The sequence below is a fragment of the Thauera phenolivorans genome, assembly GCF_001696715.1.
GTDB classification, from domain to species: domain Bacteria; phylum Pseudomonadota; class Gammaproteobacteria; order Burkholderiales; family Rhodocyclaceae; genus Thauera; species Thauera phenolivorans.
Genome location: NZ_MBFM01000004.1, coordinates 292083 through 318330, shown reverse-complemented (window position 1 = coordinate 318330; position 26248 = coordinate 292083). Strand labels below are relative to the sequence as shown.

Annotated in this window: 21 protein-coding genes; 9 read left to right on the top strand and 12 right to left on the bottom strand. The window is 69.9% G+C overall.

The window, feature by feature from the left end; translation table 11 throughout:
* A partial coding sequence (locus BB334_RS11395; RefSeq protein WP_232756719.1) for a pseudouridine synthase occupies positions 1-838 on the top strand: 838 nt, incomplete at its 5' end.
* Between the two features lie 215 nt (positions 839-1053).
* On the opposite strand, the gene mnhG is transcribed toward BB334_RS11395, so the two are convergent.
* The 12 genes from mnhG to BB334_RS11335 all read right to left on the bottom strand — a co-directional run bounded on the left by mnhG (position 1054) and on the right by BB334_RS11335 (position 13844).
* Complete coding sequence (mnhG, locus tag BB334_RS11390; protein WP_068808623.1) at positions 1054-1407, bottom strand: monovalent cation/H(+) antiporter subunit G; 354 nt, start codon at positions 1405-1407, stop codon at positions 1054-1056.
* On the bottom strand, positions 1404-1769 hold the full coding sequence (locus tag BB334_RS11385) for a monovalent cation/H+ antiporter complex subunit F (RefSeq protein WP_068808622.1): 366 nt from the start codon (positions 1767-1769) through the stop codon (positions 1404-1406). The genes mnhG and BB334_RS11385 overlap by 4 nt, the downstream gene beginning before the upstream one ends.
* Positions 1759-2262, bottom strand: coding sequence for a Na+/H+ antiporter subunit E (locus BB334_RS11380; protein WP_068808621.1), 504 nt, complete (start codon positions 2260-2262; stop codon positions 1759-1761). Before BB334_RS11380 ends, BB334_RS11385 begins: the two co-directional genes overlap by 11 nt.
* 1 nt (position 2263) lies before the next feature.
* Positions 2264-3760 (bottom strand): proton-conducting transporter transmembrane domain-containing protein, encoded by a 1497-nt coding sequence (locus BB334_RS11375; protein ID WP_068808620.1) that lies wholly within the window; start codon positions 3758-3760, stop codon positions 2264-2266.
* Positions 3757-4155: a sodium:proton antiporter gene (locus tag BB334_RS11370; protein WP_068808619.1), complete on the bottom strand. Its 399-nt coding sequence runs from the start codon at positions 4153-4155 to the stop codon at positions 3757-3759. Before BB334_RS11370 ends, BB334_RS11375 begins: the two co-directional genes overlap by 4 nt.
* A gap of 2 nt (positions 4156-4157) precedes the next feature.
* Complete coding sequence (gene mbhE, locus BB334_RS11365; RefSeq protein WP_088179179.1) at positions 4158-6884, bottom strand: hydrogen gas-evolving membrane-bound hydrogenase subunit E; 2727 nt, start codon at positions 6882-6884, stop codon at positions 4158-4160.
* A gap of 274 nt (positions 6885-7158) precedes the next feature.
* Entirely contained in the window at positions 7159-7392 is a 234-nt protein-coding gene (locus BB334_RS11360; protein ID WP_198531251.1) for a hypothetical protein, read from the bottom strand.
* A 240-nt stretch (positions 7393-7632) separates the two neighbouring features.
* Entirely contained in the window at positions 7633-8832 is a 1200-nt protein-coding gene (locus BB334_RS11355) for an ABC transporter permease (protein WP_068808617.1), read from the bottom strand.
* 5 nt (positions 8833-8837) lie between these two features.
* Entirely contained in the window at positions 8838-10046 is a 1209-nt protein-coding gene (locus tag BB334_RS11350) for an ABC transporter permease (RefSeq protein ID WP_068808616.1), read from the bottom strand.
* Positions 10043-10738, bottom strand: a complete 696-nt coding sequence (locus BB334_RS11345) for an ABC transporter ATP-binding protein (RefSeq protein ID WP_068808615.1) — start codon at positions 10736-10738, stop codon at positions 10043-10045. Before BB334_RS11345 ends, BB334_RS11350 begins: the two co-directional genes overlap by 4 nt.
* Before the next feature lie 19 nt (positions 10739-10757).
* On the bottom strand, positions 10758-11903 hold the full coding sequence (locus BB334_RS11340; protein WP_068808614.1) for an efflux RND transporter periplasmic adaptor subunit: 1146 nt from the start codon (positions 11901-11903) through the stop codon (positions 10758-10760).
* 204 nt (positions 11904-12107) lie between these two features.
* Positions 12108-13844: a glutamine--tRNA ligase/YqeY domain fusion protein gene (locus BB334_RS11335; protein WP_068808613.1), complete on the bottom strand. Its 1737-nt coding sequence runs from the start codon at positions 13842-13844 to the stop codon at positions 12108-12110.
* Positions 13845-13986: 142 nt separating this feature from the next.
* Between BB334_RS11335 and BB334_RS11330 the strand changes: the two genes are divergently transcribed.
* The 8 genes from BB334_RS11330 (at position 13987) to BB334_RS11295 (ending at position 26226) form a co-directional block, all read left to right on the top strand.
* Positions 13987-15192, top strand: a complete 1206-nt coding sequence (locus tag BB334_RS11330) for a mechanosensitive ion channel family protein (protein ID WP_068808612.1) — start codon at positions 13987-13989, stop codon at positions 15190-15192.
* A complete protein-coding gene (gene crcB, locus BB334_RS11325; protein ID WP_068808611.1) occupies positions 15189-15572 on the top strand; it encodes a fluoride efflux transporter CrcB in 384 nt (127 codons plus the stop codon). Before BB334_RS11330 ends, crcB begins: the two co-directional genes overlap by 4 nt.
* A 111-nt stretch (positions 15573-15683) precedes the next feature.
* Positions 15684-16343, top strand: coding sequence for an OmpA family protein (locus tag BB334_RS11320; RefSeq protein WP_068808610.1), 660 nt, complete (start codon positions 15684-15686; stop codon positions 16341-16343).
* Positions 16344-16673: 330 nt separating this feature from the next.
* Positions 16674-18824, top strand: a complete 2151-nt coding sequence (locus BB334_RS11315) for a hydantoinase/oxoprolinase family protein (protein ID WP_068808609.1) — start codon at positions 16674-16676, stop codon at positions 18822-18824.
* Positions 18825-18834: 10 nt separating this feature from the next.
* Positions 18835-21162 carry a hydantoinase B/oxoprolinase family protein gene (locus BB334_RS11310; protein ID WP_068808608.1) on the top strand — a complete coding sequence of 776 codons (2328 nt, stop codon included), beginning with the start codon at positions 18835-18837 and terminating at the stop codon, positions 21160-21162.
* A gap of 75 nt (positions 21163-21237) precedes the next feature.
* Complete coding sequence (locus tag BB334_RS11305; protein WP_068808607.1) at positions 21238-21744, top strand: acetone carboxylase subunit gamma; 507 nt, start codon at positions 21238-21240, stop codon at positions 21742-21744.
* A 69-nt stretch (positions 21745-21813) separates the two neighbouring features.
* A complete protein-coding gene (locus BB334_RS11300; RefSeq protein WP_068808606.1) occupies positions 21814-23814 on the top strand; it encodes an AMP-binding protein in 2001 nt (666 codons plus the stop codon).
* Positions 23815-24255: 441 nt separating this feature from the next.
* Positions 24256-26226 carry a sigma-54-dependent Fis family transcriptional regulator gene (locus tag BB334_RS11295; protein ID WP_068808605.1) on the top strand — a complete coding sequence of 657 codons (1971 nt, stop codon included), beginning with the start codon at positions 24256-24258 and terminating at the stop codon, positions 26224-26226.
* Positions 26227-26248 lie beyond the last annotated feature (22 nt).

Here is a 26248-nt window from a genome sequence, read left to right as displayed (position 1 = left end):
GAAGCCCGACGCGAAGCCGGGCGAGCGGACGCGCGGTGCGGACCATGACGCCGCCCCGCGCCCGCCGCGCACCGAGACCGGACCGTCCGCCGCGGCGGCACGACCGCAGGAAGGTGTGCGCCTGTCGAAGGTGATGGCCGAGCGCGGCATCTGCTCGCGCCGCGAGGCCGACGAGTACATCGAGCGCGGCTGGGTCTTCGTCGATGGTCGCCGCGTCTCCGAGCTCGGCGTGCGCATCGATCCGGCGGCACGCATCGATCTTTCACCCGAGGCCAGCCGCACCCAGCGTGAGCGCGTCACCATCCTGTTGCACAAGCCGGTCGGTTACGTTTCCGGCCAGCCCGAGCCCGGCTACGAGCCGGCGGTGAGCCTGATCGGACCGGGCAATCAGTTCGACCGCGACAGCGCGCAGCGCTTCCACCCGAGCCATCTCAAGAACCTCGCTCCCGCCGGCCGGCTCGACATCGACTCCACCGGACTGCTGGTCCTGACCCAGGACGGCCGCGTCGCCCGCCAGCTGATCGGCGAGGAGTCGGAGATCGACAAGGAATACCTGGTGCGGGTCGAGGGCGCGCTCGCCGAAAACGGACTCGAGCTGTTGCGGCACGGCCTGTGGCTGGACGACCGCCCGCTGCGCCCGGCGCAGGTCGAGTGGATCAACGACGACCAGCTGCGCTTCGTGCTGCGCGAGGGCCGCAAGCGCCAGATCCGCCGCATGTGCGAGTTGGTGGGCCTGCAGGTGGTGGGGCTCAAGCGGGTGCGCATCGGCCGCGTCCGGCTTGCGGATCTGCCGATTGGCGAGTGGCGCTTCCTGCGCGAGGACGAGCGTTTCGGGTGATACGGGGGGCGCCACCTGCGCAACACACCATCGGATTGGGGCGGGGTTCGGGGGACGCAGAGCCGGCCGTCGATCGCGTTTCGTGGGGCTAAAAACATCCCTGCTGGAACACCGCGCGCAGCCCCGGCGGCTTGAAACGCTCCGTACCGAAAAAACAAGACGGAGCCCCGCCGCAGCACCCGACGCTCAACTGCCGTTGGAACATTCTCCCGTTGCTATGGGCGCGGTCGCTCCTTCTCCCCGTCCTCCGCCAGCGCATCCCCCAGCGGCCCGGTGACCGGCGTGATGCCGGCGCGATGTGCCGCGCGCGCCATCGCGTGCGCTGCGAGCGGCGCGGTGGCGAGCAGCACCACCAGGGCGAACAGTGCGGCGAGGGCGAAGCCACCGCTGCTCGCGGCGGCGACGCCGGCGAGCACCAGCGCCGCACCCAGTGCGCCCGCCTTGCTCGCCGAATGCATGCGGGTGTAGCAGTCGGGCAGGCGGAGTACCCCGATCGCACCGACGAGGCCGATGACACCGCCGAGCAGCAGCAGCGCCGCCGACAGCCAGCCGAGAAAGTCAGCGTTCATCGGCCGTCCTCCCCCGCGGTGGGTGCCGCGGTTGTGGGCGCTGCCGGGCGCTCGTCTCTCCAGGTCACGCTTTCATCGGTGCCGCGACCGCGGCGGCGGAACATCAGCGTATAGGCGACCGTGCCGAGGAAGGACACCAGTGCCAGCACCACCGCCACGTCGAGCAGCATCGGCTCGCCGGCGGCGACCGCCAGCAGGGCGATCGCGCTGATTGCGAGCATCGTCAGGGCGTCGATCGCGACCACCCGGTCGGGGGCACGCGGCCCGCGCACCAGGCGGATAAGGACCAACAGGGCGCTCAGGCCATGCAGGCCGAAGGTGAGCGGCAACACCCAGGCGGCGCCGGCGATCTCACTCATCATGCGGATTGTCCTCCGGAGGCGATTCGCCGGCGTCCAGCCAGCGCAGCAGGCGGCGCTCGATCTCGCGCACCCCCGCCTCGACCTCGCCGGCGTCGTCGGCGTCGAGCGCGTGGATGTACATCAGCCCGGCTTCGGGCAAGTAGTCGATGGCCACGGTACCGGGGGTCAGGGTCAGCAGACAGCCGAGCAGGGTGGCGATGCGGTCGTCGGCGCGGAGCAGCTTCAGCTTCACGATCGCCGGGCGGGGACGCACTGCGCGGCCGAACACGATGCCGGCGACGTGGATGCTCGCCCTGAATATCGCCACGACGAACCACGCGGCGAAAGCGGCACCGAGCTCGAGCTGGCGCAGGTAGCGGCGGACGCCGAGCAGTGGGGCGGCGAGGCGCAGGGCGAGATGACTCACGACGAAGGCAGCGACGACGCCGAGCGGGCTGAGGCTGTCCGCGAAGGCGGCCAGCCCGACCGCGAGCAGGATATGTATGCCGAGCATGTCAGCGGCGCCCCCCCGCCTCGAGCACCGCCGCGATGTAGCCGGCGGGGGCGGCGAGCTGTTCGGCGGCGGCCATCGCATAGTCCATCACCGGTCCGGCGCCGAGGCCGATCGCCAAGGTCATCGCGGCGAGCGCGCCCGTCGCCCACAGCGCGGGCGCGAGGCCGACGTCGCTGCGCTCGCCCGCCTCGCCGGCCGGGTGTGGCTTGAGGAAGGCCTCGTTCCAGATCTTGCTCATCGACAGCAGGGTGAACAGGCCGGTCACCAGCGCCACCGTGGCGGCCATCCAGGCGCTCGCATCCAGGCTCGCCTTCACCAGCACGAACTTCGCCCAGAACCCGGACAGCGGCGGGATGCCGGCGAGCGAGAGCGCCGGGATCGCGAACAGGATCGCCAGCCCCGGCGCGCGGGCGTACAGGCCGCCCATCGCAGGCAGCCGCTCCGAACCCGTCAGCCGGGCGGCGATGCCGCCGATGAAGAACAGATTGGCCTTCACCACGATGTGGTGGATGAGGTAGAACACCGCGCCGGCGAGCGCCAGTGGGGTGGCCAGGGCGAGCCCCAGGATCATGTAGCCCACCTGGCTCACGATGTGAAAGGACAGGATCCGCCTTACTTCCATCTGGGCCGCGGCGCCGAGCACCCCGATCAGCATGGTCGCGCACGCCACCCACAGGAGCACCTCGTGGGCGAGGCCCGCATCCGGCCAGAACAGGGTGACGATGCGGATCAGCGCGTACACGCCGACCTTGGTCAGCAGCCCGGCGAACAGGGCCGACACCGGCGTCCAGGCGACGTGGTAGGAGGCTGGCAGCCAGCCGAACACCGGGAACAGCGCGGCCTTGATCGAGAACGCGGTGAGCATCAGCACCACCGCCGCATGCGCGGTGACCGGCACCTCGCCGGCGGCGAACTGCTGCGCGAGCAGGGCCATGTTGAGGCTGCCGCTGGCGCCGTAGAGCATCGCCGCCGCGAGCAGGAACATGATCGTCGCCACCAGGTTCAGCACCAGGTAATCGACCGTGCCCGCCAGCCGGCGTCGGCCGCCGCCGAGCATGAGCAGGCCGAAGGAGCCGACCAGCAGGACCTCGAACCAGACGTAGAGGTTGAACACGTCGCCGGTAATGAAGGCGCCGCACACACCCACCAGCAGACCGTGCATCAGGGGGTGGAAGTCGCGGCCGCGCGCCGGGTCCTCGTCGCGCGCCATCGCCACCAGCACGGTCGCGCTGCCGATGATGCCGGTGATCGCGACCATCGCCGCCGACAGGCGGTCGACCACCAGGCTGATGCCGTAGGGCGCAGCCCAGCCGCCGGCCTGGGCTGCAATGATGCGGCCCTCGGCGGCGAGGCCGACCAGCGCCAGCCCGGCGGCGGCGAGGCCGAGCGCGCCAAGCAGGCTCAGGCCGGCGACCGCGCGCGGCCACCGGCGCGCGAGCAGGCACAGCACGAGGGCGGCGAGCGGGATCAGCAGGGGTGCGACGATCAGCGCATTCATGGGCGATCCCTCCACGCCGCGCTGCCATCCGGTGGCGGCAGATCGGGGGCGGGCTCCTCGGCGACCGCGGTGATGCGGTCGGTCTCGATGTTGGCGTGCAGTTCCCAGCTGCGCTTGAGCACGGCGAGCGCGAACACGAAGAGCGCGAAGCCGATCACGATCGCGGTCAGCACCAGGGCCTGCGGCAGAGGGTTGGCCGCCGCCGCCGGCGCGCCCGCCGCGGTGACGAAGGCCGCGGCCTCGCCGGCGAGCCGGCCAACGCTGAACACCGCGAGGTTGATGCCGTTGCCGAGCACGACGATGCCGAGCACGACGCGCACCAGGCTGCGATCGAGCAGCATCCACACGCCGATCGCAACGAGCAGGCCGACGGTGATCGAGGCGACGATTTCCACCCTCAGGCCTCCCGTTCCATCAGTCGGAACAGCATGTGCAGCACCGCGCCGAGCACGGTGAGGAATACCCCGAGATCGAACAGCAGCGGGGTGCCCAGCTTGAGACCGCCGGGGGCGATCCAGGCGCCGGTGAGGAAGTCCCCGCCCTGCAGCAGGCCGATCACGCCGGCGCCGGCGGCGGTCGCCAGGCCGATCGCGAGCACGATCGCCGGCGGCACCCGCATCACCCTGCGCGCGCGCTCGACGCCGAACGCGAGCGCCAGCAGCATCGCTGCGCAGGCGGCGACGAGGGCCCCGATGAAACCGCCGCCCGGCAGGTTGTGACCGCGCCACAGCAGCATCAGCGAGATCAGCGCGAGCAGCGCCGACAGTGGCCCCATGCCCTGGCGCAGCAGCACCGAGTCGAACTCGGGGCTGCCCGCGGCAGCGGCCCGGCCAGGCTTGCCGCTGCCGAGCAGGCGCGCGGCAGCGAGTCCGGCGAGGGCGACCACGAGGATCTCGCCGAGCGTGTCGAGGGCGCGGAAGTCGACCAGGATCACGTTCACCACGTTGGCGCCATGACCGGCCGGCAGGCTGTTGTCGAGGTACCAGCGCGCGAGGTCGCCGGGCAGCGGCTGGCTCACCGTGATCAGCATCATCGCGCTCACCGTCACGCCGATCAGCAGCGCGACCAGGGCGTGGAAGCGCTTCGCCGCCGGCTTGCGCGAGCCGACCGTGCGTGCCGGCGGCAATCGTCGCAGGACGAGGGCGAGGAACAGCACGGTGAGCGTCTCGACCATCAGCTGGGTGATCGCCACATCGGGGGCGCGCGAGGCGAGGAAGAACAGCGCGATGCCCAGGCCGCTCGTGCCGAGGGTGGCGACCAGGGCGACGCGGCCGGGGGTCACCGCCGCCACCGCGGCACCTGCGACCGCGACCACGCAGCCGATCAGCGCGGCGGGATTGAGCGGGCTGGTGCGCTGCGGCCAGACGAGATCCTGGTCCGCGGAGGCGAGCAGGCCGATCAGCGCGAAACCGGTGATTGCGAGCACGAGCGTACTCACATGCTGACGCAGCGAGCCGTGCTGGAAGCGGTCGGCGACGCGGCCGGCGAAAACGAACACGCGTTTGAGCAGGCGGTCCCAGATCATGTCGCCGCTGACCCGCCACAGCGCGCGCCACAGCGAAAGGCGTCGTCGCAGGCGGGTGCGCTGCAGGTAGAACAGCACGCCGAGCGCGACGGTCAGTGCGCTCGCCAGCAGTGCGAGGGTGAAGCCGTCCCACAGATAGAGCTCGACCGGGACCGCAGTGCGCGACACCGCCTGCACCGCGGCGTCGATCAGCCACACCTCGGCGAGGTTATTGAAGGCACCGAAGACGAGGCCGCCGAGTGCGAGCAGGATCGGCCCGAGCCACATCGGCAGGCCGACCTCGTTCGGCCGCTGCGGATAGTTGCCTTCCCTGCCGAGGAAAGTGCGCACGAAGACCACCCCGGCGGCGGCCAGCAGCAGGGCGTTGCTGAGGATCATCATCCCGATCGTGAGCCAGCCCGCGACGCCGAGCTCGATCAGCCCGGCGTACTTGAACTCCTTGGCGATGAAGCCGAAGAAGGGGGGCAGCCCGGCGTTCGAGAACGCCGCCAGCGCGACGGCGAAACCGGTCAGCGGCATGTAGCGCCACAGGCCGCCGAGGCGCGTCACCTGGCGGGTGCCGGCAGCGTGGTCGACCGAGCCGACCGCCATGAACAGTGCCGCCTTGTAGAAGGCGTGCGCCACCAGGTAGATGGCGAAGGCCTGCAGCCCGTAGTGGGTGTTGGTGCCGAGCAGCATGGTGAGCTGGCCGAGCACGGTCACCGTGGTATAGGCGAGCACGCGCTTGAGGTCGGTCTGGCGGATCGCCAGTACCGCGCCGACCAGCGCGGTGGCGGCGCCGACGGTAATCAGGATCGCGCTCCAGCTGGTCGAGCCGCCGAGCGCCGGGTTGAGCCGCGCGAGGAGGTACACGCCCGCCTTCACCATGGTCGCCGAATGCAGATAGGCCGACACCGGCGTGGGTGCCGCCATCGCGTTCGGCAGCCACAGGTGGAAGGGCAGCTGCGCCGATTTGGTGAAGGCGCCGATCAGCACCAGCGCGAGGATCGCCGGATAGGCCGCATGCGCGGCGAGGGCCTGCGCCGACAGGCCGGAGAACTGCCAGCTGCCGCCCGCCACGCCGACCAGGATCAGGCCAGCGAGGAGTGCGAGGCCGCCGCCGCCGGTGATCAGCAGCGCCTGCAGGGCGGCGCGGCGCGAGACGGCCTTGTCGTGCTCGAAGGCGATCAGCAGGAAGGAGCTGACGCTGGTCAGCTCCCAGAACACGAACATCGCGATCAGATCGTCGGCCAGCACCAGGCCGAGCATCGATGCCATGAAGCCGAGCAGATAGGCGTAGAAGCGGCCGAGGTGGGGATGGCCGTGAAGGTAGGCGCCCGAGTACAGCACGATCAGCGCGCCGATGCCGGTGATGAGCAGCGCGAACAGCATCGACAGGCCGTCGAGCCGGAAGGCGAGCGCCACGCCGAGCGCGGGCACCCAGGAGAAGCTTTCGGTGAGCACGCCGCCGCCCGCGATCTCGGGCAACTGGCTCAGAAAGAAGGTGAAGGCAGCCAGCGGCGCGAGGGCGAGCAACCAGGCGGCGCGCGCGGACATGCGTTGCGCGAACGCCGGTGCAACCAGCATCGCGAGCGCGATCAGGCCTATGCTCGCGAACACGACTTCCCTTCTGCCGTCTGCATCTAGCTGGTCCCCCCCGGATGTCGATCTCGCCGAGGCGGGCGGATCGTGGCGTTCTTGCTTATGGGAACATGACCGTGCCGGCCTTGCAGGGTTCCTGAGCCAGTCTCATGGGTGTCAGGGAGGGTGGTGCGGTCGGCGGGGGCGGAGGCCGCGAAACCACGGGGTCGAAGGGATGGGGGTCGGAAAAGAGAAGAGGGCAGGAAGACTTCGCTTCACTGCCCCCTTGGCCTGGATGCCGGCATGGTTCGCGTCATGCGGCCAGCGCTAGGTTCTTGCGTTCGGACTGCGCGACCGGTTCGGCTTGCTTGCCACCTGCCTTGCGCAGCGCGGCGAATTCAGCAGCCTTGGCCGCGGCGAGTTCGCTCAGATGTTCGGCGGAGACGCCGCTCATTTCACAGAAGCAGCTGTCGAACGGACAGACCTGACCGGGCGGACAGCCATGTTCGTGCGCGCATTCATGCTGGGTCTGGTCGAGCAGCACCATTTCCCGCGCAACTTCGCAACGCCCTATCGGAGAGTCAAAAAAGCACATTTCAGCCTCCTCTTCTTACTACTAATAATTCCTTATTCTCGTGACTTACTTCCTGTTTCTTTGAACCTAATTTAGCCTGTAATAAGTAAGTTTGCTGGCCGAAAGCGCTTCTTGTTGACCCAGGTCAATGTTTGCGTCGACGCAACGTTTTCGAATGCAACGTTTTCGGCGTCGCCCCCCGGTTTCAGCTCCTTATTCAGCGCGCAAGGCGTCGACCGCATTCATGCGCGCCGCGCGGCGCGCAGGCAGCACGCCGGCGGCGAGGCCGATCGCCAGCGCGAGCGCTTCGGCGGCAAGCACGAAGCGCCACGGGGTGGCCACCGGCAGCGCCGGCACCAGCAGTCCGGCGAGCTGGGCGATGCCGGCGCCGGCGGCGAGGCCGAGCGCGCCGCCGATCGCCGCCAGCGCCACCGCCTCGCCGAGGAAGAGCAGCAGGATGGTGCGCCGGCGCGCGCCGAGCGCGACCAGCAGGCCGATCTCGTTGGTGCGTTCGGTGACCGCGATGGTCATGATGGTGACGATGCCGACCCCGCCGACCAGCAACGAGATGCCGCCGAGCGCGCCGACCGCGGCGGTGAGGATGCCGAGAATATTGGACAGCGTCGCCAGCATGTCCGCCTGCGTGATCAGGGTGAAGTCCTCGCGGCCGTGGCGCGCGGCGAGCGCCTGGCGCACCGCCTCGGCGACCTTGTCGGCAGCGACCGTCGGATCATAAGTCAGGTTGATCTCCATCAGCCCGTCGCGCTGGTACAGGCCGAGCGCGCGGCCGACCGGGATGTAGGCGGTGTCGTCGAGGTCGAAGCCGAGGAATTGGCCCTTCTCCTCCATGATGCCGATCACCCGGTAGCGCTCGCCGCCGATCTCGAGCCGCTCGCCGAGCGGGCTGGCGGCGCCGAACAGCTCCTGCTTCAGCTTGGCGCCGAGCACCACGAAGGCGCGCGCGCTGGCCGGGTCGTCCGGCGGCAGGAAGCGCCCGACCCGCACCCGCATCGAGTAGACCTCCTGCATGTCGGCGCCCACCCCGAGCACCATCGTGCGCCGTACCCTGCCCCTGGCACGCACCTCGGCGTTGCCGCTGACCGAGCCGCTCACCTTGCGCACCCAGGGCACGCGGGCGAGCGCCTCGGCGTCGGCCAGGGTGAGCTCGCGCGCAGTCGACGGCAGGCCGGGCGGGCCGCCGCGCGTGCCCTGGCGCCCCGGGGTGATGCTGATCACGTTGGTGCCGAACTGGCCGAACTCCTTCAGCACGAACTGGTGCAGGCCCTCGCCGATCGAGGTCAGCAGGATCACCGCGGCGATGCCGACGCCGATGCCGAGCAGGGTGAGGAAGCTGCGCAGCCGGTGCGCGGTGAGCGCGCGCAGCGAGAGGCCGAGGAAGTCCTGCCAGCGCATCGCGTTCAGCGCCTCGCCAGCGCCTGCACCGGATCGAGCCGCGCCGCCCGGCGCGCCGGCATCACCCCGAAGCCCAGCCCGGTGACGAGCGCGGTGCCGACCGCCGCGGCCACCGCCCAGGCCGGTGGCCAGGCCGGCAGCACCGGGTAGGCGAGCCGGATCGCCCATGCGCCGGCGTGGCCGAGCAGGAAGCCGACCGCCGCGCCCGCGATCGACAGCAGCGCCGCCTCGACGAGGAAGGCGGTGCGGATCAGCCGGCCGCTGGCGCCGAGCGCCATCAGCAGGCCAATCTCGGCGGTGCGCTGGGTCACCGCCACCAGCATCACGTTCATCACCAGGATGCCGGCCACCGCCAGGCTGATCGCGGCGATGCCGGCGACGCCCAGGGTCAGGGCGCCGAGGATGCGGTCGAAGGTGCCGAGCACCGCATCCTGGCTGATCAGGGTGACGTCGAGCTCGCCGTCATGGCGGGCGCGCAGGATGGTTTCCATTTCGCGCTGGGCGGCGCCGAGCGCCTCGCGGCCGCGCGCCTCGACCATGATGCGGAACAGGGTGTTGGTGTCGAACATCGCCTGCGCGGTAGCGACCGGCACGATCAGCATCTCGTCGCTGTTCATGCCCAGGCCCTGGCCGGCCGGCGCGAGCACGCCGATCACCCGCAGGCGGCGGTCTCCGGCGCGGATGCTGCGCCCGACCGCCGGACCGTTGCCGAAGAACTCGGCGCGCAGGGTCTCGCCGATCACCGCGAGCCCGGAGGCGCGCGAGAAGTCCTCGCGCGGCAGGAAGCGCCCGGCCGATAGCGCCATCTTGCGCAGGTCCAGATAATCCGCGCTGGTGCCGACCACCATCGCCTCGCGCACCCGGCCGCCGGACGAGAGCTCGGCATTGCCCACCGCGAGCGGCGCCACCCGGTTGACCGAGGGCGCGCGCAGCAGGGCGGCGGCGTCATCGACGGTGAGGTCGCGCGGTGTGCTGGTGATGAAGCTGCCCGGATTCACCCCGCCGGTCTCGGTGCGGCCGGGCAGCACGATCACCAGGCTGGCGCCGAGCGCGGCGAACTCGCCGACCACATAGCGGCGGGCGCCGTCGCCGAGCGCGGTGAGCACCACCACCGCGGCCACGCCGATCGACATCGCGAGCACCATCAGCGCGCTGCGCAGGCGGTTGCCGAGCGCCGCAGCGGCGGCGAAGCGCAGGGTGTCGGCGGGGCTCAAGGCGCAGCCGGCGCCACCGCCTCGTCGCGGCGGATCGCGCCGTCCTCCATCAGCACCCGGCGCCGGGCGCGCGCGCCCATGACGGGGTCGTGGGTGACGACGATCAGGGTGGTGCCGCCGGCGTTGAGCGCCTCGAGCAGGGCGGTGACCTCCTGGCCGGTGCTGCGGTCGAGGTTGCCGGTGGGCTCGTCGGCGAGCAGCATCGCCGGACGCATGATGGTGGCGCGCGCGATCGCCACGCGCTGGCGCTGGCCGCCGGAGAGCTCCTCGGGGCGGTGGCCGGCACGCTGCTCGAGGCCGAAGTCGGCGAGCGCCTGCGCCACCCGCTGCGCGCGTTCGGCGGGGGCGACCCCGGCGAGCATCAGCGGCAGGCCGATGTTCTCCGCCGCGCTGAGGCGCGGCACGAGGTGGAAGCTCTGGAACACGAAGCCGATGCGCGCGCTGCGCACCCTGGCCTGCTCGTCGGCCGACAGCGTGGTGACGTCGCGGCCCTCGAGCCGGTAGTGGCCGGCGTTGGGACGGTCGAGCAGGCCGAGCAGGTTGAGCAGGGTGGACTTGCCCGAGCCGGAGGGGCCCATCACCGCGAGGTACTCTCCCGCCTCGATGCGCAGGCTCACATCGCGCAGCGCGTGCACTTCGCTGTCGCCGAGGCGGAAGATGCGTTCGATGTGCTCGAGTTCGATCTGCGCCATCGTCGCCCGCTCCGGCCGCTCAGCGCGCGGGCGACTCGGCGACCACGCGCGCGTCCGCGCGCACGCCCTCGCGCTCGAGCGACAGCACCACCCGCTCGCCGGCGGCGAGTCCCTCGATCACCTCGGTGAACTCCCAGTTGGCGATGCCGGTGGCGAGCGTGCGTTCGTGCAGCACGCTGCCATCCTCGACCAGCACCCGGTCGCCCTCGCGCAGCGCGGCGGTGGGGACGCGCAACACGTCCTCGCGCACCGCGAGCACGATCTCGACGTCGGCGCTGTAGCCCACCAGCAGGCCTTTCGCCTCCGCCGGGTCGGCGAAATCGACCTCGACCTCCACCGTGCGCGCCTGCTTCTCGACCGCCGTGATGTAGGGCGCGACGCGCCGCACGCGCCCCTCGAAGACCTTGTCGGGCAGGGCCTCGACGGTGATCCGTACCGGCTGGCCGGGCGCGATCCTGGGGGCGTCGATCTCGTCCATCGGCGCGCTGACGTAGAGGCAGCTGTCGTCGATGAGATCGATCGCCGGCGGCGTCGGCACACCGGGCGGGGAAGGGATGGAGATCTCCCCGAGCTCGCCGGTGATCTTCGCCACCGTGCCGGCGAAGGGGGCGATCAGCACCGTGCGCTCGCGCTCGGTTTCGGTCGCCTGCAGCTGGGCCTCGGCGGTGGCGACCTCGGCGCGCGCGCCCTCGCAGCCGGCGCGGCGGGCGCGCGCCTCGGCGCGGGCGAGCTCCTCGGCGCTGGCGGAGACGAAGCCGCGCCGCACCAGCTGCGCCTGGCGCGCGGCTTCGCGTTCAGCGTTGGCGGCCAGGGTGCAGGCCTCCTGCGCGCGGCGCTGGCTTGCCAGCACCTGGGCGCGGTGGACCGTGAGGCGGGCCTCGAGGTCGCCATGCCACAGCCGCATCAGCACCTGGCCGGCCTCGACCCGGTCGCCCTCGCGCACCCCGAGGTAGTCGATGCGGCCGCCGACGATAGTGGCCAGCCGGGTGCGCTGGCAGGCCTCGACCTCGCCGGCGCGGGTGTTGGCGAGCGTCGCCTCCACGGTGCCGCGCGCGACCTCATGCAGGATGACCGGGATCGCTTGCGGCCGGCTGAACCACCAGCCTGCCGCACCGAGGAGGGCGATCACGGTGACGAGGAGGAGCAGGCGGCGGAAGGTCTTCATGGCCGACGGCGGTCACGCGTGGGCGCGGGAGGCGACGACGCGACGCTCGCCGCCGCGACGGGGGACGTCGGTGCGGTGCGCGGCACGCGCGGTGAGCGCCGCGAATTCGGCGGGGACACGGCAGTCACCGCTGCTACCGGGAGTGAGCGCGCGCGTTCCTGCGCCGCCTCTAGCTGGCATGCCCCTGGCTCCGGCTCGAGGGGCTCACTTCCCGCCCTTGGCCCACGAGTCCTTCAACGTGACCGTGCGGTTGAACACCGGCGCGCCGGGCTTCGAATCCACGCGGTCGGCGACGAAGTAGCCGTGGCGCTCGAACTGGAAGCGGGCTTCCGGCGCCACGCCCTGCAGCGCCGGCTCGAGCCAGGCGCGGATCACGCGCATCGACGCGGGGTTGATGTCGTCGAGGAAATCGCGCTCGGCGTCGGGCGCGTCCCCCTCGCGGCGCTGGCCGGGGTGGGGGTGGGCGAACAGGCGGTCGTAGAGGCGGACCTCCGCCTCGAAGCCATGCGCGGCCGACACCCAGTGCAGGTTGCCCTTCACCTTGTAGTTGTCGGCGCCCGGGGTGCCCGACCTGGAGTCGGGCATGTATTCGGCGAACACGGTGGTGATCTTGCCGTCGGCATCCTTCTCGCAGCCGATGCACTTCACCACGTAGCCGTAGCGCAGCCGCACCATGTTGCCCGGATAGAGGCGGTGAAAGCCCTTCGCCGGCGCTTCCATGAAGTCCTCGCGCTCGATCCACAGCGCGCGGCTGAACGGCATGTCGCGCTTGCCGAGCTCCGGCTTGAGCGGGTGATTGGGTGCCTGGCACAGCTCCGACTGGCCCTCGGGGTAGTTGGTGAGCACGAGCTTCAGGGGGTCGAGCACCGCGACGCGACGCTCGGCGGCGTCGTTGAGGTCGTCGCGCATGCATTCCTCGAGCACGCCCATGTCGATCCAGGAGTCGGCCTTCGAGACCCCGATCTGTTCCGCGAAGCGGCGGAAACCCGCCGGGGTGAAGCCGCGGCGACGGGCGCCGGCCAGGGTCGGCAGGCGGGGGTCGTCCCAGCCGGCGACGTGGCCCTCATTGACGAGCTGGATCAGCTTGCGCTTGGACAGCACCACGTAGGTGAGGTTCAGGCGGGCGAACTCGATCTGCTGCGGCAGAGGGCGCGGAAACTGGCCCTCGGTGGCGAGCGCGTCGAGCAGCCAGTCGTAGAAGGGGCGCTGGTCCTCGAACTCGAGCGTGCACACCGAGTGGGTGATGTTCTCGATCGCGTCCTCGATCGGGTGGGCGAAGGTGTACATCGGGTAGATGCACCACTTGTCGCCCGTGCGGTGGTGGGTGGCGTGGCGGATGCGGTAGATCGCCGGGTCACGCAGGTTGATGTTGGGGCTCGCCATGTCGATCCTGGCGCGCAGGATGTGCGTGCCCTCGGCGAATTCGCCGGCGCGCATGCGCGCGAACAGGTCGAGGTTTTCCTCGACGCCGCGATCGCGGTAGGGGCTGTTCCTGCCCGGCTCGGTGAGCGTGCCGCGGCTGGCGCGCATCTCCTCGGCCGACTGCGAATCGACGTAGGCCTTGCCGGCCTCGATCAGGCTCAGCGCGCAATCGTGCATGCGATCGAAATAGTCCGAGGCGAAGTACAGGTGTTCGCCCCAGTCGTAGCCGAGCCAGCGCACCGCCTCGAGGATCGCGTCGACGTATTCCTGCTCTTCCTTCTCAGGGTTGGTGTCGTCGAAGCGCATGTGACAGACGCCGCCGTAGGCCTCGGCCAGCCCGAAGTTCAGGCAGATCGACTTGGCGTGGCCGTAGTGCAGGTAGCCGTTGGGCTCGGGCGGAAAGCGCGTCTCGACGCGGGCGCCCCATTTGCCCGTGCGATTATCCTCGTCGATGATGCTGCGGATGAAGTTCGAGGGCGCGGGCGGGGTGTCGGCGGCGGGGTTCTTGCTGGGTTTCATGGGGCTTGCGGGTTCCGGGAGGAGGGCACTTCGGGCCGGGTTGCTCGATGGCGGACATTGTAGCCGATCGGTCCCGCGGCTCGGCCCGCGCGGGGCGGACGGTTAGAATGACGCGCCCGAGAACCCCGGACAAAGGATCCCGATGGAAGAAGAACTCAAGCTCGAAGCCCTCGAAAACGTGATCGCCCGCGTCAGCGGCGGCGATGAAAGGACGGTGCTCATCCTGCAGATCTTCGTGATCGTGTTCGCGGTGGTGGTGGCCAACTTCTTCCTCCGCCGGCTGCTGGCGCGGCTGGAGGAGCGCACCCGCCATGCGACGACGCCGTGGGGCTTCGCCCTGGTGTCGGCGGCGCGCAAGCCGCTCACCGTGCTCGCCTGGATCGTCGGCATCGCCTTCGCCGCTCGCGTGTTGCACGCGGAGACCGGCGCCACCGTGTTCGAAGCGGTCGACCCGGTGCGCACGATCGGCGTGATCGGCTGCCTGGCCTGGTTCCTGGTGCGCTTCATCGGCAAGGTGCAGGAGGGCATCGTCTCCCGCCGGCTCGCGCGCGGCGAGTCGATCGACCGCACCACGGTGGATGCGGTCGGCAAGCTGCTGCGGGTGTCGGTGATCATCACCGCGGTGCTGGTCGCCCTGCAAAGCCTCGGCTTCTCGATCTCCGGCGTGCTCGCCTTCGGCGGTATCGGCGGTATCGCGGTCGGCTTCGCGGCCAAGGACCTGCTGGCCAACTTCTTCGGCGGGCTGATGGTCTATCTCGATCGCCCGTTCACGGTCGGTGACTGGATCCGCTCGCCGGACAAGGAGATCGAGGGCACGGTGGAGGAGATCGGCTGGCGGCTGACCCGCATCCGTACTTTCGACAAGCGCCCGCTCTACGTGCCGAATGCGGTGTTTACCCAGATCACGGTGGAGAACCCCTCGCGCATGACCAACCGCCGCATCAACGAAGTGGTGGGCGTGCGCTACGACGACGTCGGCCGGGTCGCGGCAATCGTGGACGACATCCAGTCGATGCTGCGCGGTCACGAGGAGATCGACCACAACCAGACCATCATCGTCAATCTCAACCAGTTCGGCCCATCCTCGCTCGACATCATGGTCTACGCCTTCACCCGCACCACTGCATGGGTGCGCTTCCACGAGATCAAGCAGGACGTGATGCTGCAGATCGCCGACATCGTCGAGCGTCACGGCGGCCAGATCGCCTTCCCGACGCGCACCCTGCATCTCGTCGGCGGCGAGCCGGATGCGCCGGTCGAACCGCGTGAAAGCGGGCCTGCAGCCGAGCGGGCGACGTCGGGCGCGAGTGGGTCCGCCCCCGCGCCGGCGACGGCAGGTGCGCGATGAACCTGGCAGCCTTCGCCGCGGTGGGGGCAGGTGCCGCCTGCGGCGCCTGGTTGCGCTGGGGCCTCGGCCTGTGGCTGAACCCGACGACCGTGGTCCTGCCGCTCGGCACGCTCGTGGCCAACCTCGCCGGCGGCTTCCTGATGGGCGTCGCGCTCGCGTTGGTGCAGGCGGTGCCGACGCTGTCGCCAGCCCTCAAGCTCGCGCTCACCACCGGCCTGCTCGGCGGCCTGACCACCTTTTCCACCTTCTCCGCCGAGTCCTTCCATCTCCTGCAGCGCGCGGCCTGGGGCGGGTTCGCCCTGCATGTGCTCGCCCATGTCGCCGGCTCGGTACTGATGACCTGGGCCGGCTATGCCGCATTCAACGCCCTACGAGCTTGACCCGGTCTGCGCGGTTGTTCGCATGTCATGCTTTGTTGCACACTGGAATCCCGGCGCGACCCGCAGCGCCGGGATAATCGAGCGGCCCGAATTCAATCAGGAGGTGTCCCAATGAAAAAAACTATTCTTTCCCTCAGCGCATTCACCGTCGTCCTCACCGGCTGTGCCGGCGGCATGACCGAAACCCAGCGTGACACCGGCGTCGGCGCGGGCATCGGCGCGGTCACCGGCGCGATCATCGGGCGCGCCACCGCGGGCGGCGACAAGGCCAAGAGCACCGGCACCGGCGCGGCGGTGGGCGCGGCGATCGGCGCGGCCGGCGGCTACCTGTGGTCCAAGCGCATGCAGGAACAGAAGGCGGCGGTCGAGCAGGCCACCGCGGGGACCGGCATCGGCGTCAGCCAGACCGCCGACAACCGGCTGAAGGTCGACATCCCCAGCGACGTCTCCTTCGATACCGGTCGCTACGACATCAAGCCGAACATGCGCCCGGTGCTCGACAACCTGGCCAACACCCTGAACCAGCACCCGGTGACGACGATCGCCATCATCGGCCACACCGACAGCACCGGCAGCGACGCGATCAACAACCCGCTGTCGATCAACCGCGCCGCTGCCACCCGCGACTACCTGGTCTCGCGCGGCGTCGCCTCCAGCCGCATCGGCATCGACGGCCGCGGCTCGCGCGAGCCGGTGGCGGACAACGGCTCGGCCAGCGGTCGCGCGCAGAACCGCCGCGTGGAAATCTTCATCGCCGAAGCGGCGAACTGATACGGCCGCCGGGGGCGCAACGCCCCCGCCGTCCCCACCGAGAAGCCCGTCCGGAGCGATCCGGGCGGGCTTCCGTGCTTTCTGCGGGCGGGTTTCATGCCGTCCGTCACCGAACGTTCGATTTCCGGACGTCCATCCCGTTTCCGGTCATCGCCGGAACGCCTCCGTTTCTGGTGCGCTGCCGCATCCGATGCTCGATCTGCCCCGGTCTTCAGGGTCTCGGTTCGTGCTGCGCTGCACGCTGGAAAAACTGGTACGCGGCTTGCGTAAGGCATTGCGGGGCCGGGCACACGGCACCTCATCCAACCAGAAGCAACGGAGACAGAAACCATGGAAGTCCAGACCGCATCGCGGGTACAGGTGATGGGCATCGATGCCGGCGGCACGATGACCGATACCTTCTTCGTGCGTGGCGACGGCCGCTTCGTCGTCGGCAAGGCGCAGAGCAATCCGGCGGACGAATCGCTCGCCATCTTCAACTCCTCGGAGGACGCGCTCGCCCACTGGGGGCGGGGTGTCGACGAGGTCTATCCCGAGCTGGTCACCTGCGTCTATTCGGGCACCGCGATGCTGAACCGGGTGGTGCAGCGCAAGGGCCTCGACGTGGGCCTGATCTGCAACAAGGGCTTCGAGCAGGTCCATTCCATGGGGCGCGCGGTCCAGAGCTACCTCGGTTATGCGCTCGAGGACCGTATCCACCTCAACACCCACCGCTACGACGAGCCGCTGGTGCCGCTGTCGCGCACCCGCGGCGTCACCGAACGCACCGACGTGCAGGGCGAGGTCGTGATCCCGTTGCGCGAGCACGAGGTTCGCCAGGCCACCCGCGAGCTGGTCGAGGCGGGCGCGCAGGCGATCGCGATCTGTCTGCTGCAGTCGCACAAGAACGAAAGCAACGAGAAGCGGGCGCGCGACGTCTGCCGCGAGGAGCTGGTGAAGCTGGGCGTGGACATCCCGGTGTTCGCCTCGGTCGATTACTACCCCTCGCGCAAGGAAAGCCACCGCACCAACACCACGGTGCTCGAGGCCTACGCCGCCGAGCCCTCGCGCCAGACCCTGCAGAAGGTCAGCGAGCGCTTCCGCAAGCACGGCGCGAAGTTCGACCTGCGGGTGATGGCGACCCATGGCGGCACGATCTCATGGAAGGCGAAGGAGCTCGCGCGCACCATCGTCTCCGGCCCGATCGGCGGCGTCATCGGCTCGCGGCTGCTCGGCGAGGCGCTCGGCTACGAGAACATCGCCTGCTCCGACATCGGCGGCACCTCCTTCGACATGGCACTGATCACCAAGGGCAACTTCGCGATCGCCTCCGATCCCGACATGGCCCGCCTGGTGCTGTCGCTGCCGCTGGTGGCGATGGACTCGGTGGGCGCGGGCGCCGGCAGCTTCGTGCGCATCGACCCCTACAGCGGTGGCATCAAGCTCGGTCCGGACAGCGCCGGCTATCGCGTCGGCACCTGCTGGCCGGAGAGCGGGCTCGACACCGTGTCGGTGTCGGACTGCCACGTGGTGCTCGGCTACCTCAATCCGGAGAACTTCCTCGGCGGCGCGATCAAGCTCGACGTCGAGCGCGCGCGCCAGCACATCAAGGCGCAGATCGCCGACCCGCTCGGCCTCTCGGTGGAGGATGCCGCCGCCGGCGTCATCGAGCTGCTCGACCTCCAGCTGCGCGACTACCTGCGGGCCAACATCAGCGCCAAGGGCTACAACCCGGCCGACTTCGTCTGCTTCTCCTACGGCGGCGCGGGCCCGGTGCACACCTATGGCTACACCGAGGGCGCGGGCTTCAAGGACGTCATCGTACCGGCGTGGGCGGCAGGCTTCTCCGCATTCGGTTGCGCCTGCGCCGACTTCGAGTACCGCTACGACAAGAGCGTGGACATCGCGGTGCCCCAGTTCGCCGCCGACGACGCCAAGGAAGCCGCCTGCCAGACCATCCAGGGTGCCTGGGCCGAACTGGCCGCGAAGGTGATCGACGAGTTCGTCATCAACGGCTTCAAGCCGGAGGACGTGATCCTGCGCCCCGGCTTCCGGATGCAGTACATGGGTCAGCTCAACGACCTCGAGATCACCTCCCCGATCGCCTCCGCCGCCACCGCAGCGGACTGGGACCAGATCGTCGAGGCCTACGAGAACACCTACTCCCGCGTGTATGCCAGCTCGGCGCGTTCGCCCGAACTGGGCTTCTCCGTCACCGGCGCGATCATGCGCGGCCTGGTGATGACGCAGAAGCCGGTGCTGCCCGAGGACCCGGAGATGGGCGAGACCCCGCCGGAGGAGGCCAGGCTGGGCACCCGGCCGTTCTATCGCAACCGCAAATGGGTGGATGCGGTGCTGTGGAAGATGGAGTCGCTCAAGCCGGGCAACCGCGTCGCCGGCCCCGCGATCATCGAGTCCGATGCCACCACCTTCGTCGTGCCCGACGGCTTCGAGACCCGGCTCGACAAGCACCGCCTTTTCCATCTCCGCGAAGTGAAGTGAGGACACAGTCATGAACATGATGAGCGACAAGGAAGTCGGCTTTGCCAACCTGCTCGGCAACGGCCAGACCCTGAAGCAGTTCCGCGACGGCATCCTGCAGCGCACGAAGGAGAGCGGCGGCCACTACAACGGACTCGCCCGGCTGGAGCTGCGCGAGTCGGATCCGATCCGCTACGAGAAGATGTTCTCCAAGCTGCGCGGCGGCCTGGTCCATGCGCGTGAAACGGCGAAGAAGATCGCCGCCAGCCCGATCGTCGAGCAGGAAGGCGAACTCTGCTTCACCCTGTACAACGCCGCGGGTGACTGCGTGCTGACCTCGACCGGCATCATCATTCACGTCGGCACGATGGGCGCGGCGATCAAGTACATGATCGAGAACGACTGGGAGAGCAACCCCGGCATCAACCCCGGGGACATGTTCACCAACAACGACTGCTCGATCGGCAACGTCCATCCCTGCGACATCGCCACCATCGTGCCCATCTTCGCCCACGGCAAGCTGGTCGGCTGGGTCGGCGGCGTCACCCACGTCATCGACACCGGCGCGGTCACGCCGGGCTCGATGTCGACCGGGCAGACCCAGCGCTTCGGCGACGGCTACATGATCACCTGCCGCAAGACCGGGGTGAACGACCAGCCGCTGAAGGACTGGCTGCACGAGAGCCAGCGCTCGGTGCGCACGCCGAAGTACTGGATCCTCGACGAGAAGACCCGCATCGCCGGCTGCCACATGATCCGCGACCTGATCGAGGAGGTCATCGAGGACGAGGGCCTGGAGGCCTACGAGAAATTCGCCTTCGAGGTCATCGAGGAAGGCCGCCGCGGGCTGCTGAGCCGGCTGAAGGCGATGACCCTGCCCGGCAAGTACCGCAAGGTCGCCTTCGTCGACGTGCCCTATGCCCACCCGGACGTGCAGACCTCGAACGCCTTCGCCAAGCTCGACACCATCATGCACTCGCCGGTGGAGATGGAGATCCGCAGGGACGGCAGCTGGCGGCTGGACTTCGAGGGCGCAAGCCGCTGGGGCTGGCACAGCTACAACGCCCACCAGGTGGCTTTCACCAGCGGGCTGTGGGTGATGATGACCCAGACCCTGGTGCCGACCCAGCGCATCAACGACGGCGCCTACTACGGCACCGAGTTCCGCCTGCCCAAGGGCACCTGGATGAACCCGGACGACCGCCGCACCGGCCACGCCTATGCCTGGCACTTCCTCGTCTCGGGCTGGAGCGCGATGTGGCGCGGCCTGTCGCAGGCCTATTTCAGCCGCGGTTACCTGGAGGAGGTCAACGCGGGCAACGCCAACACCTCCAACTGGCTGCAGGGCGGCGGCATCAACCAGGACGGCGAGATCCACGCGGTGAACTCCTTCGAGGCCTCGTCGTGCGGCACCGGCGCGGGCGCGATCAAGGACGGCCTCAACCACGCCGCGGCGATCTGGAACCCCGAAGGCGACATGGGCGACATCGAGATCTGGGAGATGGCCGAGCCGCTCCTCTACCTCGGGCGCAACGCCAAGGCGAACTCCGGCGGCTACGGCAAGTTCCGCGGCGGCTGCGGCTTCGAGACCCTGCGCATGGTGTGGAAGGCCCAGGACTGGACGATGTTCTTCATGGGCAACGGCTACATGAACAGCGACTGGGGCCTGATGGGCGGCTACCCATCGGCCACCGGCTATCGCTTCGAGGCGCACAAGACCGGGCTCGAGCAGCGCATCGTGATCGGCGACAGCCTGCCGCTGGGTGCCGACCTGAACCCGGACGAGCCCGACTACGAGCGCCACATCGACGCCGGCGCGGTGGTCAAGCGCGACCACCAGTGCATGACTACCGAGGACTGCTACGAGAACTACGACCTCTACCTCAACTACCTGCGCGGCGGCCCCGGCTTCGGCGATCCGCTCGACCGCGAGCCGGCGGCGATCGCGCGCGACCTCAACAACGCCTGGTTGCTGCCGGAGTACGCCCGCAAGGTCTATGGGGCGGTCATCGAACAGGATGCCAAGGGGGTGTGGAGCGTGGATGCGGAGAAGACCGCGGCGCGTCGCGCCCAGGTGCGCAAGGAGCGGCTGGCGCGCGCGGTGCCGACCCGCGACTGGATGAAGGAGGAGCGCGAACGGATCCTCACCAAGCATGCCGGTCCGGCGGTGCAGCACATGTTCGCCACCAGCTTCGGCCTGTCGCCCAAGTTCCTCGCCGAGTTCAAGGCGTTCTGGGAGCTGCCCGAGGAATGGAACGTGCTCGAGGAGGAGCTCGGCGTGCCGTCCTACGGTTCGAAGTACCGCATGGACCTGTCGAAGATGCCCGACGTGCGCACCGTGGTGCTGGTCGAGGAATGAGCCGGCGCACCGCGCCATGAAGACGAACGCCGCCGCCCGCCGGGCGGCGGCCTGAAGATCGAGAGGAGACGAATCATGACGACCTACACCAAGGAACAGGTCAGCAAGCTGGTCGAGGGCCGCCTCGACTGGGAAACCACGATGCGCATGCTGTCGATGCCGAAGGACAACGAGCGCTTCGCGCTGTACGTCGAGACCCTGCAGAAGAAGGTGAGCTGGCCCGATCGCATCGTGCTGCCGCTCGGCCCGCACCTTTACATCGCGCAGTCGGCGAAGACGAAGCAGTGGGTCACCAAATGCGACTGCGGCCACGAGTTCGGCGACTATCGCGAGAACTGGAAGCTCAACGCCGTCGTGTACGTGCGCGACACCGAGGAGGCGATGACCGAGGTGTACCCGAAGCTGATGGCGCCCGACACCAGCTGGCAGGTCTATCGCGAGTACTACTGCCCGACCTGCGGCACGATGCACGACGTGGAGGCGCCCACCCCCTGGTATCCGGTGATCCACGACTTCGAGCCGGACATCGGGGCCTTCTACGAAGAATGGGTCGGCCTGCCGGTGCCGGAACGCGCCGACTGAGGCCAGTGCGGCGGCACGGCGGGCGCGAGCGTGCGCCGTGCCGCACTCGACCGGGAGGAAGGGGACAGCATGGAAACCTGTATTGGCAGCGGCATCCGCTTCGAGGATACCGGGCTTGCGTGTTTCATCCGGCGCTACGGCTATGTCGACCTCGCCGGGCTGCATGCCGGTGCCGCGACCGCGCCGGCGCGCTTCTGGGCCGAAGTGGCGGAGACGCTCGGCCTGCGCTGGACGCGGCCCTACGAACGCGTACTCGACCTGAGCGACGGGCCGGCATGGGCGCACTGGTTCGTCGGCGGCGAACTCGACCTGCACGACAACCTCGTCGGCCGCATCGCGCGCGAGGACCCGGATCGCCCCGCATTGCTGTGGGAGGGCGATGACGGCAGCGTGCGCCAGCACGGCTACGCGGAACTCGACGACGAGGCGCGGCGCCTGGCGGCGGGCCTTGCCAGCCTCGGCGTCGCGCGCGGCGACCGCGTCGCGATCTATCTGCCGATGGTGCCCGAGGCGGCAATCGTGCTGCTGGCCTGTGCCCGCCTCGGCGCGATCGCCGTGCCGATGTTCTCCGGCTACGGGGCGGACGCGGTGGCGACCCGGCTGCGCGACAGCGGCGCCAAGGTGCTGGTGTGCGCCGACGCCTGCCTGCGGCGCGGGCGGCGGCTCGACATGCTGATCGAGGCGCGCCGGGCCGCCGAGACCAGCCCCGCGCTCGCCGACCTGGTGGTCGTCGCCCGCCCGGGGGATGCGCGCCCGGCGCTGTCCGGCTCGCGGCGCTGGCGCGAGACCGGCTACCGCGACCTGATCGACGCCAGCGCGCCGCAGGCGGGCGCCGCGCCCCACGCCGCCGATGTGCCGCTGATGATCCTGTACACCTCTGGCACCACCGGGCGGCCGAAGGGCGTGGTTCATACTCATGGCGGCTTCACCCTGAAGGCCGCCCAGGACATGCTGATGGCCTTCGACGTGAAGGCGGGCGACCGCATCGGCTGGATCACCGACATGGGCTGGATGATGGGGCCATGGCTGGTGTTCGGCGGGCTGCTGCGCGGCGCGAGCCTGATGCTGTTCGAGGGCACGCCCGACCATCCGCGGCCGGACCGCCTGTGGCAGCTCATCGAGCGGCATCGCCTGACCCACCTCGGCCTGGCGCCAACGCTGGCCCGGCTGCTGATGGCCGAGGGCGAGGCGGCCCTGCCTGGCCCCGGGGCGCTCGCCAGCCTGCGCGTGTTCGGCTCCACCGGCGAGCCGTGGAACGAGGCGCCCTGGCGCTGGCTGTTCGAGCGCGTCGGCGAAGGCCGCCGGCCGATCATCAATTACTCGGGTGGCACCGAGATCGGCGGCGGCATCCTCGCCTGCTTCCCGGGCCTGCCGCAGAAGCCGTGTGGTTTCGCCGGGCCGATCCCCGGCATGGTGGCCGACGTGGTCGACGCGGGTGGGCAGAGCCTGCACGCTGCGGGGGCGCCTGCGGTGAGCGCCGCGGCAGAGGTGGGTGAGCTCGTACTGCGTGCGCCGTGGCCGGGCATGGCGGCCGGCTTCTGGCAGGACGAGGCGCGCTACCTGGACGCCTACTGGTCGCGCCTGCCGGGCGTCTGGGTGCATGGAGACTGGGCCCGGCTCGACGACGACGGCCACTGGTTCATCCAGGGTCGCAGCGACGACACGCTCAAGGTCGCAGGCAAGCGCGTCGGTCCGGCCGAGTACGAATCGGCCCTGGTCGGTCACCCGCTGGTCAGGGAAGCGGTGGCGATCGGCGTGCCCGACGCGGTGAAGGGCGAGACGGCAGTCTGCTTCGTGACCACGGCGTCGGGCACGCCGTCGGCCGACGCCTGGGCGGAAAGCGAGCGGGCGCTGCGCCACCACCTCGCCGCCTGCCTCGGCAAACCGCTGGCGCCATCCAGGGTGCATCGGGCGGCCGCGCTGCCGCGCACGCGCAACGGCAAGATCCTGCGCCGCCTGGTGCGTGCGGCCTATCTCGGTGAGCCGCTCGGCGACCTCAGCTCGCTCGAGGATCCGGCGGCGATCGATGCGATTCGCGCCTGCAGGGAGTCGGTGACGGTGGGTGTCTAGGTCGTCCGGATTTCGAACGTCTGCGTCCGGCGAGCGTCCGGTTTCCGGACGTCCGGGCGCCGTTCGAATGTCGCCTTCCGCCACCGGTTCGAGTGCCCTCAAGCTGCGCAAGCGGCACGGCATGGGCGGATCGTCCCGTGCTGCGCCGTGGTGCGAACGAAGTCCTTGCGTCCAGACAACGTCTGGCATCGAGTTTGCTATGCTTCAGGACGAGCCGCAGCGCCACCGTCCCCGCGGTGGCGCTGCGGCTCGACGGGTCGTCGACCGACGACACCGAAGGCAGGACACCGAAGCCGAGGCGGCAGAATCGACAAGAGCTCCGACCCTCCGGTCGCGTGAAGCGACCCGCCGCCTCGCGTTTCCGCGAGGAGGAGACAGTTGAACGCACCGCATACATCCGACCGGCGGATTTTTTCCGATCCCGGCAATGATGCCGCAGTCATGGCGGCATGGGAGCGCTTCCTGAACGGCGGCGGTCCGCAGAACGACGCACTGCGCAGCCTGGTCGACGGCTCCTGGCAGCGCTGTCAGCAGCACAATGTCGACCCCGGCCAGCGCAGTGCGCCCCCCCCGGTCGCCGAAACCACCCTCGAACGGCACCGCGCACGCCACGGTGAACTGCTGCAGGCGAGCGCGCCGATCATGGCCTGCGCACGGGACTTCCTCGCCGAGACCGGCACGGTGATGGCGCTCGCCGACACGAGCTCCACGATCCTCACGATGGAGGGTGACAACCCGACGCTGGCGCAGGCCGAATCGATCCACCTCTTGCCGGGCGTGGCCTGGAGCGAACCGGTGTGCGGCACCAACGCGATCGGCACCGCGCTCGCCGTGGGCCAGCCGGTGCAGATCCACTCCGCCGAGCATTACTGCGCCGGCATCAAGCGGTGGACCTGTTCGGCCACCGTGATTCGCCACCCTCACGACGGCGAGATCCTCGGCGTGGTGGATGTGTCCGGCCTGTCGGAGACCTACAGCCGCCAGAGTCTGGCGCTGGTGGTCACCACCGCGAGCCGGATCGAGAGCCGCCTGACCATGCTCGAGATGGATCGCCGCTACCGCCTGCTGGAGGCGGCCCTGCATCACTGGCGTGGCGGCACCGAGGGCATCGTGCTGTTCGACCGCCGCGGCTATCCGATCAAGGCCAACGAGAACGCGCAGGCGGCGATCGCCGCCTTCGGCGCCGACCTCGACCTCGCGACGCCGCGCCGGATCCCGGCGCTCGCCCTCGGCAATGAGGATCAGCCCCTGCCGGGCTGGCTGCGGCCCGAGTGGCTGGCGCCGGTGAGCAGCCGCGGCGAGCGCCTGGGGACCTTGATGGTGGTGCCGCTGCCGCGGCTCGGTCGCGCGCGGGCGGTCGAGCCGGCGCGGACGCTGGCGGGCGAACCGGCGGTGCGCAGCGCACTCGCCACGGCGCTCCCCGCCGCCTTCTCCACGATCGTCACTGCCGACGCCGGCCTGTGCGAGGCCTTGCGCAAGGCCGAACAGCTCGCCCGCTCGCGCGTGCCGGTGCTCTTGCTGGGGGAGACCGGCGTGGGCAAGGAGGAGTTCGCCCAGGGCATCCACAAGGCCAGCACCCACAGCGACGGCCCCTATGTAGCGCTCAACTGCGGCGGACTTTCGCGCGAACTGCTCGCGAGCGAGTTGTTCGGCTACGCCGAGGGCGCCTTCACCGGTGCCCGCAAGGGCGGGATGATGGGCAAGATCGAGGCGGCCAACGGTGGCACTTTGTTCCTCGACGAGCTCGGCGAGATGCCGCTCGACCTGCAACCACATCTGCTGCGGGTGCTGGAGCAGGGGGAGATTTACCGGCTCGGCGAGAATGCGCCGCGCAAGGTGAATTTTCGCCTGGTCGCCGCGACTCACCGTGACCTGCGCCAGGAGGTGGCCGCCGGCCGCTTCCGCATGGATCTGTATTACCGCGTGGCGGTGACCTCGATCCGCATCCCCGCGCTGCGCGACCGTCCCGGCGACGTTCGTCTGCTCGCCAACCATTTCGTCGAGGTGTTCCGCGAACGTCACGGGCTGGGGCCGCGCCGGCTCGAGGAGGCGGCGATCGCGCGGCTCGAGGGTTACGCGTGGCCGGGCAACGTGCGCGAGCTGCGCAACGTCATCGAGAGCATGGTGCTGATGGGCGAGGGCGAGCTGCTCGGAACCGGATTGCTGCCGCCGGAGCTGAGCGGTGACGGAGTCGATCTCGCGGACGAAGCCCGGTCGGCGCCGTCACCGTCGCTGCCTGCGGTGCGCAGTATCGCGACTGGCGAGGCGGAGCTGATCCGCTGCGCGATCGCCGCCACCCGCGGCAACCTGACGAAGGCCGCGCGCGAGCTCGACATCGCCAAGAGCACGCTGTACCAGAAGGTGAAGCAGTATCGCCTGGAGGCCGAGATCAGCCGCGTGCGCGGCGCCTAGCAGGTGGCGCGAGGGCGGTGGC